The 14,253-nt window shown below is 70.1% G+C and carries 14 protein-coding genes; 12 read left to right on the top strand and 2 right to left on the bottom strand.

Annotation, left to right across the window (positions count from 1 at the left end):
• The first annotated feature begins 33 nt into the window (after window positions 1-33).
• From ICW72_RS20795 to arsJ, 9 genes are all read left to right on the top strand, one after another.
• Window positions 34-216 (top strand): hypothetical protein, encoded by a 183-nt coding sequence (locus ICW72_RS20795; protein WP_223880651.1) that lies wholly within the window; start codon window positions 34-36, stop codon window positions 214-216.
• Window positions 213-1,502 carry a dihydroorotase gene (locus ICW72_RS17080; RefSeq protein ID WP_223880650.1) on the top strand — a complete coding sequence of 430 codons (1,290 nt, stop codon included), beginning with the start codon at window positions 213-215 and terminating at the stop codon, window positions 1,500-1,502. The genes ICW72_RS20795 and ICW72_RS17080 overlap by 4 nt, the downstream gene beginning before the upstream one ends.
• Before the next feature lie 104 nt (window positions 1,503-1,606).
• Entirely contained in the window at window positions 1,607-2,587 is a 981-nt protein-coding gene (phnD, locus tag ICW72_RS17075; RefSeq protein WP_191083806.1) for a phosphate/phosphite/phosphonate ABC transporter substrate-binding protein, read from the top strand.
• Window positions 2,588-2,661: 74 nt separating this feature from the next.
• Window positions 2,662-3,480, top strand: coding sequence for a phosphonate ABC transporter ATP-binding protein (gene phnC / locus ICW72_RS17070; protein WP_191083805.1), 819 nt, complete (start codon window positions 2,662-2,664; stop codon window positions 3,478-3,480).
• A complete protein-coding gene (gene phnE, locus ICW72_RS17065; RefSeq protein ID WP_191083804.1) occupies window positions 3,477-4,295 on the top strand; it encodes a phosphonate ABC transporter, permease protein PhnE in 819 nt (272 codons plus the stop codon). The genes phnC and phnE (ICW72_RS17065) overlap by 4 nt, the downstream gene beginning before the upstream one ends.
• A 1-nt stretch (window position 4,296) precedes the next feature.
• Window positions 4,297-5,115: a phosphonate ABC transporter, permease protein PhnE gene (gene phnE / locus ICW72_RS17060; RefSeq protein WP_191083803.1), complete on the top strand. Its 819-nt coding sequence runs from the start codon at window positions 4,297-4,299 to the stop codon at window positions 5,113-5,115.
• Window positions 5,116-5,168: 53 nt separating this feature from the next.
• Window positions 5,169-6,017 carry a metalloregulator ArsR/SmtB family transcription factor gene (locus ICW72_RS17055; RefSeq protein ID WP_191083802.1) on the top strand — a complete coding sequence of 283 codons (849 nt, stop codon included), beginning with the start codon at window positions 5,169-5,171 and terminating at the stop codon, window positions 6,015-6,017.
• Complete coding sequence (locus ICW72_RS17050) at window positions 6,014-7,054, top strand: ArsJ-associated glyceraldehyde-3-phosphate dehydrogenase (protein WP_191083801.1); 1,041 nt, start codon at window positions 6,014-6,016, stop codon at window positions 7,052-7,054. The genes ICW72_RS17055 and ICW72_RS17050 overlap by 4 nt, the downstream gene beginning before the upstream one ends.
• Window positions 7,051-8,271, top strand: coding sequence for an organoarsenical effux MFS transporter ArsJ (arsJ, locus tag ICW72_RS17045; protein ID WP_223880649.1), 1,221 nt, complete (start codon window positions 7,051-7,053; stop codon window positions 8,269-8,271). The genes ICW72_RS17050 and arsJ overlap by 4 nt, the downstream gene beginning before the upstream one ends.
• Here arsJ and ICW72_RS17040 read toward each other — a convergent pair whose 3' ends face one another.
• Entirely contained in the window at window positions 8,272-9,636 is a 1,365-nt protein-coding gene (locus ICW72_RS17040) for an LLM class flavin-dependent oxidoreductase (protein ID WP_223880648.1), read from the bottom strand.
• 29 nt (window positions 9,637-9,665) lie between these two features.
• Window positions 9,666-10,880 carry an MFS transporter gene (locus ICW72_RS17035; protein WP_191083800.1) on the bottom strand — a complete coding sequence of 405 codons (1,215 nt, stop codon included), beginning with the start codon at window positions 10,878-10,880 and terminating at the stop codon, window positions 9,666-9,668.
• A gap of 102 nt (window positions 10,881-10,982) precedes the next feature.
• Between ICW72_RS17035 and ICW72_RS17030 the strand changes: the two genes are divergently transcribed.
• The 3 genes from ICW72_RS17030 (at window position 10,983) to ICW72_RS17020 (ending at window position 14,241) form a co-directional block, all read left to right on the top strand.
• Window positions 10,983-11,417 (top strand): hypothetical protein, encoded by a 435-nt coding sequence (locus ICW72_RS17030; RefSeq protein ID WP_191083799.1) that lies wholly within the window; start codon window positions 10,983-10,985, stop codon window positions 11,415-11,417.
• On the top strand, window positions 11,414-12,496 hold the full coding sequence (gene opgC / locus ICW72_RS17025) for an OpgC domain-containing protein (RefSeq protein WP_191083798.1): 1,083 nt from the start codon (window positions 11,414-11,416) through the stop codon (window positions 12,494-12,496). The genes ICW72_RS17030 and opgC overlap by 4 nt, the downstream gene beginning before the upstream one ends.
• Window positions 12,497-12,558: 62 nt before the next feature.
• A complete protein-coding gene (locus tag ICW72_RS17020; RefSeq protein WP_191083797.1) occupies window positions 12,559-14,241 on the top strand; it encodes an acyl-CoA dehydrogenase family protein in 1,683 nt (560 codons plus the stop codon).
• Window positions 14,242-14,253: the final 12 nt, after the last annotated feature.

Raw genomic sequence — 14,253 nt, 5'->3', positions numbered from 1 at the left:
GCATTTCCTTCCGAAAAGCAGGCAGGTCAACGCTTGGCGATGCGTGCGCCCGCGCCTAGCCTGCTGAATATCGCGCGGGCGGAGTGTATCGGCCGCCCCGCGCATGGCAACTCTGGGGGCAAGCCGAAAATGGCGTTCGATCTGGTGGTCCGCGGCGATCTGGTGCTGTCGGACGGCATTCTGGAAGGCGGTTATGTCGCGGTGCGGGGGGCGTGATCGCCGCCATCGGCCAGGGGGCGCCGCCCGCCGCGGCCGAGACGGCGGATCATTCCGGCATGCTGGTCTTTCCGGGCCTGGTGGACGGGCACATGCACACCAGCAGCTCCACCGGCTGGCCGGGCATCGAAGGCGCATCCAGGACGGCCGCCGCGGGCGGCGTCACCACCTGCGTGGACATGCCCTATGACGTGCCCAAGCCCGTGACCGACGCCGCCATCCTGCGCGACAAGATCGAGCATGTGCACCGGCTGTCGCATGTGGACATGGCGCTCTACGGCACCATCCGGAAGGATGGGAATGTCGAGGACATCGCGGGGCTGGTGGAGGGGGGCGTCTGCTCCTTCAAGCTGTCCACCTATGAATACGACCCGGTGCGCTTCCCGCGCATCGACCACCCGACCATGCTGCGCGCCTTCGCCGAGATCGCGAAATCCAACCTCATGGTCGCGATCCACAATGAGGACCAGGAGCTGGTGGTGCGCCTGACCGAGCAGGCCAAGGCTGCCGGCGAGACCCACCCCATCATGCATTGCCGCACCCGCCCGCCGCTGTGCGAGACGATGGCGGACCTCGAGATCTTCGAGATGGCGCTGGAGACGGGGTGCCACGTCCATATCGCGCATTCCTCGCTGGCGCGCGGCTTCGACCTGGCGGACATCTTCCGCAAGCAGGGGGCCCGCACCTCGGGCGAGGCCTGCATCCAGTATCTCTGCATGACCGAGGAGGACCTTCTCCGCCTCGAGGGCTTCGGCAAGTGCAACCCCCCCTTCCGCACCGCCGAGGAGGTCGAGCGCATGTGGGTGGCGCTGGAGGCCGGCAAGATCGCCTATGTCTCGACCGACCACGCCCCCTGGCCGCGCGACCGCAAGGTCTACACCGGCGACATCTTCACGGTGGGTGCGGGCCTGACCGGCATGCAGTCCTTCGCGCCGCTGATGTTCACCCTGCTGGAGAAGCGCGGCCTGCCGCTGACCCATATGGCGAGCCTCTGCGCCGAGCGCCCCGCGCGCTTCCACGGCCTCTTCCCCAAGAAGGGTGCCATCCGCATCGGCTGCGACGCGGACCTCGTGGTGATGGAACGCGGCCGCTTCCCCTTCGACCCCGCCACCATCCAGGACCGCGAGGATGCCCGCTGGTCGCCCTATGAAGGGATGGAGATGACGGCGCGCGTGGCCTCCACCTATCTGCGCGGCGGCCGCATCTGGGACGGCAAGTCGGTGCTGGCCAAGCCCGGAACGGGCCGCTTCGTGCCCCGCCAGCACAAGGAATGCTTCCTCGGCTGAGATCACCGCCCGGTGACGGCCAGGACATGATTTCACCCAAGTGAAACAGACGGCCTGGGGGATGTTCGGCTAAGCGCCGACCGGACAATTCCCCAGGAGGTCTGATGTTGCTCCGCCGCATGTTCGCCGCCGCCGCGCTGGTCGCGGCCGGCTTCTCCCTCCCCGCCGCCGCGCAGACGCAGGATTGCCCGCGCGGCCAGCTCGACGCCCGCTTCTGCGACCGCGATGGGGACATGGTGGCCGATGTGCCGACCAACCCGCGCGACCTCGTGGACCCGTCCACCATCGTCTTCGCCTACACCCCGGTCGAGGACCCCGCCGTCTATCGCCGCGTCTGGCAGGAATTCCTGGACCACCTGGCGCGCGAGACCGGCCGCCGCGTGCAGTTCTTCGCCGTGCAGTCCAACGCCGCCCAGATCGAGGCGATGCGCGCCGGCCGCCTGCACGTGGCCGGCTTCAACACCGGCTCCAACCCGCTGGCCGTCAACTGCGCGGGCTTCGTGCCCTTCGCCATGATGGCCGCGCGCGATGGCCGCTATGGCTATGAGATGGAGATCATCGTCCAGGCCGACGGCCCCATCCAGCGGATGGAGGATCTGCGCGGGCGCCTCGTGGCCTTCACCTCGCAGACCTCCAATTCCGGCTTCAAGGCGCCCTCCGCACTGCTGGAAAGCCAGTTCAACCTGGTGGCGGACCGCGACTTCCGCACGGCCTTCTCCGGCCGGCACGACAATTCCATCCTGGGTGTGGCCAACCGCGACTATGACGCGGCGGCCATCGCCAACTCGGTGATGACGCGCATGGTGGCGCGCAACGCCGTGGACCCCGCGCGCATCCGCACCATCTACCGCAGCGCCTCCTTCCCCACGACGGGCTATGGCCACGCGCACAACCTGAACCCGCAGCTGGCCGAGCGCATCCGTGGCGCCTTCTTCAACTTCAACTGGGAAGGCACGGGGCTGCAGCGGGAATTCGCCTCGGCGCAGCCGCCGCAGGAGGTGTTCATCCCCATCACCTACCGTCAGCACTGGGAGGTGATCCGCCAGATCGACGCGGCGATGAACGTCTCCTACGCCTGCCGCTGACCGGCTGAACCTGCGGCCGCCGCCCGCGCCCGCGAAGGCGCCGGGCGGCGGCTTTCCTTTCGACTGGATCCGCCATGCCCGAGAATGCCCCTCCCCTCCTCGCCATCCATGGCCTGACGAAGCGCTACCCCACGGGCGACCTGGCGCTGAACGAGGTGAACCTTCTGGTGCCGCCGGGCCAGGTAATGGCGCTGATCGGCCCCTCGGGCGCGGGCAAGTCCACCCTGATCCGCTGCGTGAACCGGCTGGTGGAGCCGAGCGCGGGCCAGGTGGTGCTGGATGGGGAGGCGCTGACGACACTGAACCGCGGCGCCCTGCGGCGCGCACGCCGGCGCATGGGCATGATCTTCCAGGAATACGCGCTGGTGGAACGGCTGACGGTGATGGAGAACGTGCTCTCCGGCCGGCTCGGCTACACCGGCTTCTTGGCCTCCTGGTTCCGCCGCTTCCCCCGCCGCGACGTGGAGCAGGCCTTCCGCCTGCTGGACCGCGTGGGCCTGGCGCACATGGCGGACAAGCGGGCCGATGCGCTCTCGGGCGGGCAGCGCCAGCGCGTGGGTATCGTGCGCGCGCTGATGCAGGACCCGACGCTGCTGCTGGTGGACGAACCCACCGCCAGCCTCGACCCCAAGACGAGCCGGCAGATCATGCGGCTGATCGTGGAGCTGTGCGAGGAACGCGGCCTTGCCGCCATCATCAACATCCATGACGTGGCGCTGGCGCAGGAATTCGCGCGCCGCATCGTGGGGCTGCGCGCGGGCCGCATCGTCTTCGACGGCACCCCGGAGACGCTGGACGCGGCGGCACTGACCGCCATCTATGGCGAGGAGGACTGGTCGCGCACCATCCGCAGCGTCGAGGCGGAGGACAGCGTGGCGGAGCCTGTGGCGTGAGCGCCACCGCTTTCGACGCGGCCGCCGCCGCCCGCGCCTGGCGCCCGCCGCCGCTGATCTCGAACCCGCTGCTGCGCTATGCCATCTATCTGGGCGCGCTGGCCTATGTCGTGCTGGGTGTGGCCACCGTCGAGGTGAACTGGACCCGCGCCGCCGAGGGCATGGGCCGCGCCGCCGGTTTCCTGGGCGGCTTCTTCCCGCCCGATTTCGTGAGCAAGGGCGACGACATCTTCGAAGGGCTGATGGAAAGCCTGACGATGACGGTGGTTTCCACCGCGCTCGGCATCATCCTCTCCATCCCGGTGGCGCTGGGCGCCTCTCGCAACCTCGCCCCGCTGCCCGTCTATCTCTTCTGCCGCGGCATCATCGCCGTCAGCCGCACCTTTCAGGAGATCATCATCGCCATCGTCTTCGTGGCCATGGTGGGCTTCGGGCCGCTGGCGGGGATGCTGACGCTGACCTTCGCGACCATCGGCTTCATGGCGAAGCTGCTGGCCGAGGACATCGAGGACATCGAGCGCGCCCAGGCCGAGGCCGTGCGCGCCACCGGCGCGGGATGGTTCTCCTGGATCGCCTGGTCCGTGCTGCCCCAGGTGAAGCCGCGGCTGATCGGGCTGTCCGCCTATCGCCTCGACATCAATTTCCGTGAGAGCGCGGTGCTGGGCCTCGTGGGCGCGGGCGGCATCGGCGACACGCTGAACACCGCCTTCGACCGCTACGAGTTCGACACCGCGGCGGCCATCCTGCTCATCATCATCGCGATCGTGCTGGCCTGCGAATACACGAGCGGCTGGATCCGCCGGAAGGTGCAATAGCATGCCCATCCTCGAACGCGCGGGCGGACTGCCCGAATGGAAGCGCCGCACCACGGCGCAGGACATGCTGGTCTGGACGGGTTGGCTGGCGGGCGTCGCCCTGGCCGTCGCCTGTTTCCAGTTCATCTCCGACCGCACCATCTGGGCCTTCGTCTGGGACGCGCCGACGCAGGGCGCGGACCTGGTGTCGCGCATGTTCCCGCCGCGCTGGTCCTATGCGGAGCAGCTGTGGAAGCCGCTGTGGGACACGATCAACATCGCGACCCTGGGCACGCTGCTGGCCATCGTCATCGGCGTGCCGCTCGCCTTCCTGGCCGCGCACAACACCACGCCCTCCGCGCTGCTGGTGCGGCCGGTGGCGTTGTTCATCATCGTGGCCAGCCGGTCCATCAACTCGCTGATCTGGGCGCTGATCCTGGTCATCATCCTGGGGCCGGGCATGCTGGCGGGGATTCTCGCCATTGCGCTGCGCTCCATCGGTTTCATCGCGAAGCTGCTCTATGAGGCGATCGAGGAAATCGACCCCACCCAGGTCGAGGCCCTGCGCGCGGCGGGCGCCAGCAACCCGCAGGTGTTGGCCTGGGGGATGGTGCCGCAGGTGATGCCGGCCTTCGCGGGCATCAGCGTCTTCCGCTGGGACATCAATATCCGCGAGGCGACGGTCCTGGGCCTCGTGGGTGCGGGCGGCATCGGCATGCAGCTCGAAGCCTCCATCAACACGCTGGCCTGGCCGCAGGTGACGATGATCTTCCTCCTGATCCTGGGCATGGTCGCGGTGAGCGAATGGGTCTCGGCGCGGGTGCGGCACGCCATTATTTGATTGTCATCGAAATATCAAACTGAGGCGCGGCGCGGGGTGCTATATCCCGCGCCATGGACATTGAACGCGCCGCGCTGGGCTTCACCGCGCTGGGCCAGACCACAAGGCTGGAACTCATGCGCCTGCTGCTGGGGCGCGGGCCGACCGGGCTCGCGGCGGGCGAGATCGCGGCCGCGCTGGGCGCCACGCCCTCCACCCTCTCCTTCCATCTGCGCGCGCTGGAACAGGCGGGGCTGATCCGCCCCACCCGCATCGGGCGCAGCCTGGTCTATGCGGCGCAGGTCGCGGCGCTGCGCGAATTGCTGGCCTTCGTCGCGGAGGCCTGCTGCGACGGCGAGCCGGCGCGCTGCGGTGACCTCGCCACGCTTCTCCCCACAGCCGCGAAAGGGGCGCCCATGCCCGCCTTCAACGTGCTCTTCCTGTGCAGCCGCAACTCCGCACGCTCCATCATGGCGGAGGCCATCCTGAACAAGCTGGGCGAAGGCCGGTTCCGCGCCTTCTCCGCCGGCTCCGAGCCCTCGCCCGAGGGGCCCATGCCCGAGGTGGTCGCGCAACTCAGCGCGCTGGGCCACGACGTGTCGGGCCTGTCCAGCAAGTCCTGGAACCTGTTCATGGAGCCTGACGCGCCGCGGATGGATTTCGTCATCACCCTCTGCGACATCCTGGCCGGCCAGTCCTGCCCCGATTTCGGCGAGACCATGATCACCGCCGCCTGGCCCCTGCCCGACCCCGCAAAATTCACTGGCAACGCCGCCGAGCGCGCCACCCTGCTGAACGAACTCTATGCCGGGCTGCACCGGCGCATCGGCATCTTCACGAGCCTGCCCATCGCCGCACTCGACCGCATCGCGCTGAAGGCGCGGCTGGATGAGCTGGCGCATCCGGCGGGAGCCCGCGCGTGAAGGTCGGCATCAATGGCATGGGCCGCATCGGGCGGCTCGCGCTGCGCGCCGCGCTGGGTGCGGCCGAGCGCCAGAACAGCGACCCGCGCGCCGGCAACCGCCTGGACGTGGTCCATTTGAACGAGGTGAAGGGCGGCATCGCCGCCACCGCGCATCTTCTGGAATTCGACAGCGTGCAGGGCCGCTGGCGCGCGGAGTTCACTGCCGAGGACGGCGCCATCCGCGTGGATGGCCGGCGCATGGGCTTCTCCGAACACGCCAAGCCCGGCGACATCCCCTGGGGCGATCTGGGCGTGGAGGTCGTGCTGGAATGCACCGGCAAGTTCCTGACGCCCGAAACGCTGCAAGGCCATCTCGACCGTGGCGCGAAGCGTGTGATCGTGGCCGCGCCCGTGAAGTTCGACAGCGTGCTGAACGTGGTGGTGGGGGTGAACGAGCATCTCTACGACCCGGCGCGCCACCCCATCGTGACCGCCGCCTCCTGCACCACCAACTGCCTCGCGCCGGTGGTGAAGGTGGTGCATGAGGCCATCGGCATCCGCCACGGGCAGATCACCACCATCCACGACCCGACCAACACCAATGTGGTGGTGGACGCGCCGCACAAGGATTTGCGGCGCGCGCGCTCGGCCATGCTGTCGCTCCAGCCCACCACCACGGGCAGCGCCACCGCCATCGCGCTGATCTACCCGGAGCTGAAGGGCAAGCTGAACGGCCACGCCGTGCGCGCGCCAGTGCTGAATGCATCGCTGACCGACTGCGTGTTCGAGATGCGCCGCGAGGTCACGGTGGAGGAGGTGAACGCCCTCTTCGCCGAAGCCGCCGCCGGGCCGCTCGCCGGCATCCTGGGCTATGAGACGCGCCCCCTGGTCAGCGCCGACTACGCGCGCGACACGCGCAGCGGCACGGTGGACGCGCTCTCCACCATGGTCACCGACGGCACGCTGCTGAAGGTCTATGCCTGGTATGACAACGAGATGGGCTATGCCTGCCGCATGGTGGACCTGGCCTGCCACATGGAGTCCGTGGGCCTGTGAGGAACTACGCCACCGTCACCGCCGCCTATTGGGGCTTCACCCTGACGGATGGCGCCTTGCGGATGCTGGTGCTGCTGCATTTCTTCCAGCTCGGCTATTCGCCCTTCACGCTGGCTTTCCTCTTCCTGCTGTATGAGGCGGCGGGCATCGGCGCGAATCTGATCGGCGGGTGGCTCGCCACGCGCTTCGGCATCGCGCGGATGCTGGCGGTGGGGTTGTCGGCGCAGGTGTCGGGGTTGCTGCTGCTCTCGGCGGTGTCACCCTCCTGGGGGGCGGCGCTGTCGGTGGCGTGGGTGGTGGTGGCGCAGGGCGTCTGCGGCGTGTCGAAGGACCTGACCAAGACGGCCAGCAAATCGGCCATCAAGATCACGCATGACGAAGCGCGGCGCGAGGGCGGCGAAAGCCAACTGTTCAAATGGGTCGCCTTCTTCACCGGCAGCAAGAACGCCATGAAGGGCCTGGGCTTCTTCCTGGGCGGGCTGCTGCTGGAAGCTTTGGGCTTCCGCGGCGCGCTCTGGACCATGGCGGCGGCGTTGCTGCTGGTGCTGGCCTTCGTGCTGCTGAGCCTGCCACCGATGATGGGCAAGGCCCGCGCCTCGAAATCCGCGAAGGAGTTGTTCGCGAAGAATGCGGGCGTGAACCTGCTGGCCGCCGCGCGCGTCTTCCTCTTCGGCGCGCGCGACGTGTGGTTCGTGGTGGGGCTGCCGGTGTTCCTCTACGCCAGCGGCTGGACCTTCACGATGGTGGGCGGGTTCCTCGCGGTCTGGACCATCGGCTACGGCATCATCCAGGCGGCGGCACCCGCGGTGGTCCGACGGAGCGCGGACGGCCTCTCCACCGAAGTGCCGGCCGCGCGGAGCTGGTCGCTGGCGCTGGCGCTGGTGCCGGCGATCCTGGCCACGATGATGCTGGGCGGCGTGCCGCGCGCCGACCTCTTCGTGCCCATGGGCCTGTGCGTCTTCGGCGTGCTGTTCGCCGTGAATTCCTCGGTGCATTCCTACCTCGTGCTGGCCTATGCGGGCAGCGAGAAGGCGGCCGAGGATGTGGGCTTCTACTACGCCGCCAATGCGGCCGGGCGGTTCATGGGCACGCTGCTGTCGGGCCTGCTCTACATGGCGGGCGGCCTGGTGGCCTGCCTGCTGGGTGCCGCGGCCATGCTCGCCATCTGCTGGCTGGTCACGCTGGCGCTGCCCACGCGCCAGCCGCAACCCGCCTGATCAGCGCCGCCAATCGAAGGGCTGGGCGCGCGGAAGGCCGAGGTTGTCGCGCAGCGTGACGCCGTCGAACTCGCGCCGGAACAGGCCGCGCCTTTGCAATTCCGGCACCACCAGGCGTACGAAATCCTCGTAGCTGCCCGGCATGTGGGTCGCGGCCAGCACGAAGCCGTCGCAGGCGGCGCCCTCGAACCATTCCTGCATCTGGTCGGCCACCTGCGCCGGCGTACCGCTGAAGCAGGTGAATTCATGGATGGTGCCGCGGCGGCTGATCTCCACGAAGTCGCGCAGGGTCGGGTTGGTCTTGCCGCTGATGCGCACCACCCGGTCGCGGATGGCCTGCAGGCCCTTGATGCCGGCCAGCTCGTCATCGGTGAAGGCCTCGTCCATCCCCTTGGCGCCGAAGTCGTAGTTCAGCACCTCCGACAGCAGGGCCAGGCCATCAATGGGCTTGGCCAGCCCCTCGATCAGTGCGCGCTTCTCCGCCGCTTCTTCCTCGGTCTCGCCCACCACGCAATAGACGGCGGGGCAGAGGCGCACCGTTGCCGGGTCCCGCCCGGAAGCGGCAACCTGGTCCTTGAAGCTGGCATAGGAACGCTGCGCGGCGGTGATGTCCGGCGAGATCACGAAGACCAGATCCCCCCATTGCGCCGCGAATTTCTGGCCACGCCCCGACTGCCCGGCCTGGATCAGCACCGGCCTTCCCTGCGGCGTGCGCGGCACGGTGAAGGGCCCGCGCGAGCGGAAGTACTTCCCCACATGGTCCAGGCGCTTGACCTTCGCCGGGTCCGCGAAGATGCCACTCTCGCGGTCCTGGAGAATGGCGTCATCCGCCCAGCTGTCCCAATGCGACAGCACCACCTCCAGGAACTCATCCGCGCGGTCATATCGCAGGTCGTGCTCCAGATGCGTGGTGGCGCCCATGTTGTGCGCCTCGCTGTCGTTCAGCGAGGTGACGACGTTCCACGCCACGCGCCCGCCCAGCATGTGGTCGAGCGTGGCGAAGACGCGCGCCACATGGAAGGGCTCGTAATAGGTGGTGGAATAGGTGGCGCCCAGGCCCAGCCGCGTCGTCGCCAGCCCCATGGCCGTCAGGATGGAAACGAGATCCAGCTTCACCACCCGGATGCCGTGCCGCACCGCCTCGCCATGGTCGTGATTGAGAATGTCCGGCATGGCCAGGCGGTCGTCGAAGAAGGCCATGTGGAAGCGCCCGGCCTCCAGCGTGCGCGCGATGCGCTGGTAGTATTCGGGGCTGAGGTAGTCCTGCATCGTGGCCGGATGCCGCCAGGATCCCGGGTAGTTCGAGCAGTTCTGCGCCTGCAAAAAGGCGACAAGGGCCATCTGGCCTGGCCGGGCATGCGACATCGGGGCGTTCCTCAACAGATTTGCGCGGATCATCCCCCAGGCCGCGCGGCCTGACCAGTTGGCGCGAAGCGCCGTGACCACCATGCCACGCCGGCCCCGGCCAATGAGAGCACGCCGGCCAGCGCGAAGGCCGTGGTGTAGCCACCCATGGCGGTGCTCAGCAGCGCCAGCGCGGTGGGCCCGATCACCGCGCCGGTGAAGGTGAGCGAGAGCACCGCACCCGAGGCCGCCCCCTGCGCGCCCTCCGGCGCCAGCCGCACCGATTCCGCCACCAGCACGCCGTTCCAGCCGGTCGAGGTCGCGCCCAGCAGCACGAACAACAGCACGATCTTCCAGGTGGCCGCACCCGGCGCCAGCGGCAGCAGCGCGAAGAACAGCGTGGCGAACAGGCCGATCAGCACCAGCACGCGCAGCCCGCCCTGCCAGGCATCCGCCAGCACCGCCCAGCCGATGCGCGAAAACGCCCCCACCGCCTGGGACAGCCCCACCATCAGCCCGGCCGAGACCGGGTCCCAGCCGAAATCCAGCACCAGCATGGCCACCATGTGCGCGCCCAGCGCGATCTGGACCAGCGCATAGGCACCGCCCGTCACCGCCAGCGCGCGCAGCGCCGGCGCGTCGCGCAGCCGGAAGCGGGCCAGTGCGGCCGCCGCCGCGCCATGCCCCGCATCCCACCCCGCGCGCAGCGGCTGGATGGCCAACGCCAGCAGCACCAGCACCGCCCCGGCCCCCAGCAGACCCACGCGCCAGCCCGCGGCCTCGGCCACGCGCGGCAGGATGAGGCCCCCCAGCGCGACGCCCAGCGGCACGCCCATCTGCTTCACCGCGAAGACGAGGTTCCGGCGCGAGGCCGGCGCCAGCCGCCCCAGCAGTTGCGAGGCGGCGGGGTTGGTCAGCCCATAGGCACCGCCCAGCAGCGCCGAGGCGATGATGGCGATCCAGGGACTGGCACTCGCCAGCAGCGCCGCGCCACAGCCCGCGCAGACCAGTGCGAGCTGCGTGGTGCGCAACGGCCCCACCCGCCGCAGCACCGCCCCGCCCCGCGCCGAGGTCAGCGCCGCGAAGACATAGACCAGCCCCACCTGGTAGCCGATCATCGCCACCCCCACCCCGAAATCCGGCGCGGCCTGCGCCACCAGCACGGGCAGCGCGAAGACCGCCAGCGTGGCGAGCGACTGCGCGAGGCCCGTGACGGCCAGCGCGGCGCCAAGGCCAGCCGGCCGGCGGGAGTGGGAATGGCTCATGCGGCCAGTCGGGGAGAGGCGGGCATCAGCCCCGTAACCTCGCATGCACCCCTGGCGAAAACCAGCCAGCCGGGCCGCATGGACCCGGGAAGGATGCCCCGCATGTCCCGCAGCCGCCTCTTCTGGACCCTCTCCTGGCTCGCCGCCGGATGGATCGCCTGGGAATTCTTCTACTATTCCCAGTTCAAGCTGAATGGCGCGGAGGGCTCCATCGAGGGCGTCTTCCTGCCGCTTGCCAACTGGATCGGCGCGCCGGCGCTGGAGCCGCAGCTGCGCTGGGGCGTGGTGCTGCTGGAGATCGTGGCGGCGGCGCTGGTGCTGAACCAGCCCACGCGCCTGCTGGGCGGGCTGATGACGGTGGGGCTGATGGGCGGGGCCATCTTCCTGCACGTGCTGGGGCCCATCGGCATAGACCCCTATGACGATGGCGCGATGCTGTTCAAGGAGGCGCTGTTCACCCTCGCCATGGGCGTCTTCCTGGTGGTGGCGCACCGGAGCGACCTGCCGCGCCTGGTCCCGCGTGGCGCCGCGGCATGAACGCCCTGGCGTCGCCGGCGCGCGATGCGCGGCTCGACGCGCTGCGCGGCTGGCTGCAGGTGACGATCTTCATCTCCCACATCTCCGGCAGCGTGGCGGCCGCCTGGATCATCCATCCCGCCTGGGGCCTGTCGGACAGTTCCGAGCAGTTCGTCTTCCTGTCGGGCTTCGGCCTGGGCTCGGTCTTTCTCTGGAAGCAGGCACGGCAGGGCTTCGCCCAGGCCTGCCGTGACCTGTGGACGCGCATGGCGCGGCTGTGGCGCATGCACATGCTGGTCTTCATCAGCTTCGGGCTGATGGTGGCGCTGGCCTCCACCCGCTTCGATGTCGAGGTCTGGCCGCACGCCATCAAACGCCCGTGGGAGGCGCTGCTGGGCGGCGCGGTGCTGCTCTACCAGCCGCCCTTCATGGGCATCCTGCCGATCTTCCTGATGGCGATGGCGGTGCTGCCGGTCTTTTCCTGGCTGGCGGCGCGGCATGGCGCGCGGGCGCTCTGGCTGCCGGCCGCGATGTATGTGGTGGCGCAGTTCCTGCCGGCCGACTGGCCGGGGCTGGGCGGCACCACGCTGGCCTTCAGCCCGCCCGCCTGGGTCGCGCTGTTCCTGCTGGGCGCCTGGTTCGGGCGCCAGGCCCTGCGGCAGGGGCGGGCCGTCCGCTTCCACCCGGCGCTGCTGGCCGCGGCGATCACCATCCTGGGGCTGGGGCTGTGGATGCGGGTGACGGACACTTTGCCGCTCGTCCTCACCGGCAAGGAACAGCTGGCCCCGCTGCGGCTGCTGCATGCGCTGGCCCTCGCCTGGCTGGTGGCAGCCCTGGTGCCGATCGGCGTGGGCTGGGCGCGGGGGCGGCTGGGCCACGTGCTCGGCGCCATCGGGCGGCAGAGCCTGCCGGTGTTCAGCCTGGGCCTCTTCCTGTCCTACCTGGCGAGCCTCGCCCTGGCCGAAATGCCCGGCGCGCAACCCTGGCTGGAGCCCCTGCTGCTGGCCAGCGGCACCCTGGTGCTGGCGGGCTTCGCCGCGCGGCTGGACCGCCGCGCCCGGCCCGCCGTCGCCCCATCCGCGACGGTGGCGGGGCGCTGAGCGCGCCTTGGCGGCGGTGGGCATCGGGCGCACACTCGGGACCAAGACATCCGGAGGGCGCCATGCACATCACCACCATCGGCCGCGCGCCAATCGGCCCCGAGGCGGTGCCGGATTCGGCCGGCACCAACCTCTGGCGCGCAGACCCGGCCTTCGCGCGGCTGCTGCCGCTCTATCTGCCCGCCGACCTGCGCGCGGTGCTGGAACCGCGCCTGGACCAGCTCGGCGCCCTGGCCGGCGGCGCGCTGGACGGGCTCTCCGCCACCGCCGACCGCAACCCGCCCGAGCTGCACCACCGCAGCCGGCGCGGCGAGGACGCGCAGCACATCGAATACCACCCCGCCTATCGCGAGATGGAGCGCCTGGCCTTCGGCGAATTCGGCCTGGCGGCGATGAGCCACCGGGCGGGGGTGTTCGGCTGGCCCACGCCCCTGCCGCCGGCCGCGAAATACGCGCTCACCTTCCTCTTCGCCCAGGCGGAATTCGGGCTGCTCTGCCCGCTCTCCATGACCGACAGCCTGGCGCGCACGCTGCGCCGCTACGGCCAGCCGGAGCTGGTGGAACGCTATTTGCCGCTGCTGACCAGCCAGGACATGGACGCGCTGCACCAGGGTGCCATGTTCATGACCGAGCAGGGCGCGGGCAGCGACATCGCCAACACCGCCGTCACGGCCGCCCCCCGCAATGACGGCACCCATGCGCTGCACGGGGACAAGTGGTTCTGCTCCAACCCCGATGCGGAACTCGCCCTGGTCCTGGCGCGCATCGAGGGCGGGCCGCCGGGGCTGAAGGGGGTGGGCCTCTTCCTGCTGCCGCGCACCCTGCCCGATGGCACGCCGAACAGCCTCCGCATCGTGCGGCTGAAGGACAAGCTCGGCACGCGCAGCATGGCGAGTGGCGAGGTGCGGATGGAGGGCGCCCGCGCCTGGCTCATCGGCGACCCCGAGGCCGGCTTCAAGCAGATGGCCGACATGGTGAACAATTCCCGCCTGTCGAATGGCGTGCGGGCCGCGGGCATGATGCGCCGCGCGGTGGCCGAGGCGCTGCATGTCGCCCGCCACCGCCAGGCCTTCGGCCGGCGCCTCATCGAAATGCCGCTGATGCGCCGGCAGCTGGCGAAGATGCTGATGCGCGCCGAACAGGCCCGCACCATGGTCTTCCAGACCGCCGAGGCCTTGCGCCGCAGCGATACCGGCGAGGAGGCGGCGCGCCCGCTGCTGCGCATCCTGACGCCCCTGCTGAAATACCGCGCCTGCCGCGACGCCCGCGCCGTGACCGGCGATGCGATGGAGGTGCGCGGGGGCTGCGGCTACATCGAGGAATGGCCCGAGGCCAAGCTGCTGCGCGACGCGCATCTGGGCAGCATCTGGGAAGGCACGAGCAACATCGTGGCCCTGGATGTGCTTCGGGCGGCCAAGCGCGAGGGGTCGCTCGAGGCCCTCTCCGCCCATGTGGCCGCGCTGCTGGCCGAGGCGCCGCTGGAAGGCGCGGCCGAGGCCTGGGCGCGTGCGGTGGCACTGGCCGAACGCGCGGGCGGCGACGAGGCACTGGCCCGGGCGGCGGCCGGCGCGCTCTATCACCTCACCAGCGCGGCCGCGATGAGCTGGGAAGCCGCCCGCACCGGCGATGCCAACCGGGCGGCGCTGGCCGCCATGGTGCTGCGCCACCGCGTGCTGCCGCGCGACCCCCTTGCGCCGGAGGACCCGGACGCGGCGCGTCTCCCCGCCCTGCTGGACGCGGCCTAAGCCGCGCGGGCC

It is taken from the genome of Roseococcus microcysteis, assembly GCF_014764365.1.
Lineage (GTDB): Bacteria > Pseudomonadota > Alphaproteobacteria > Acetobacterales > Acetobacteraceae > Roseococcus > Roseococcus microcysteis.
The sequence above is the reverse complement of the archived record's forward strand: the minus strand, read 5'-3'. Positions and strand labels throughout refer to the sequence as shown.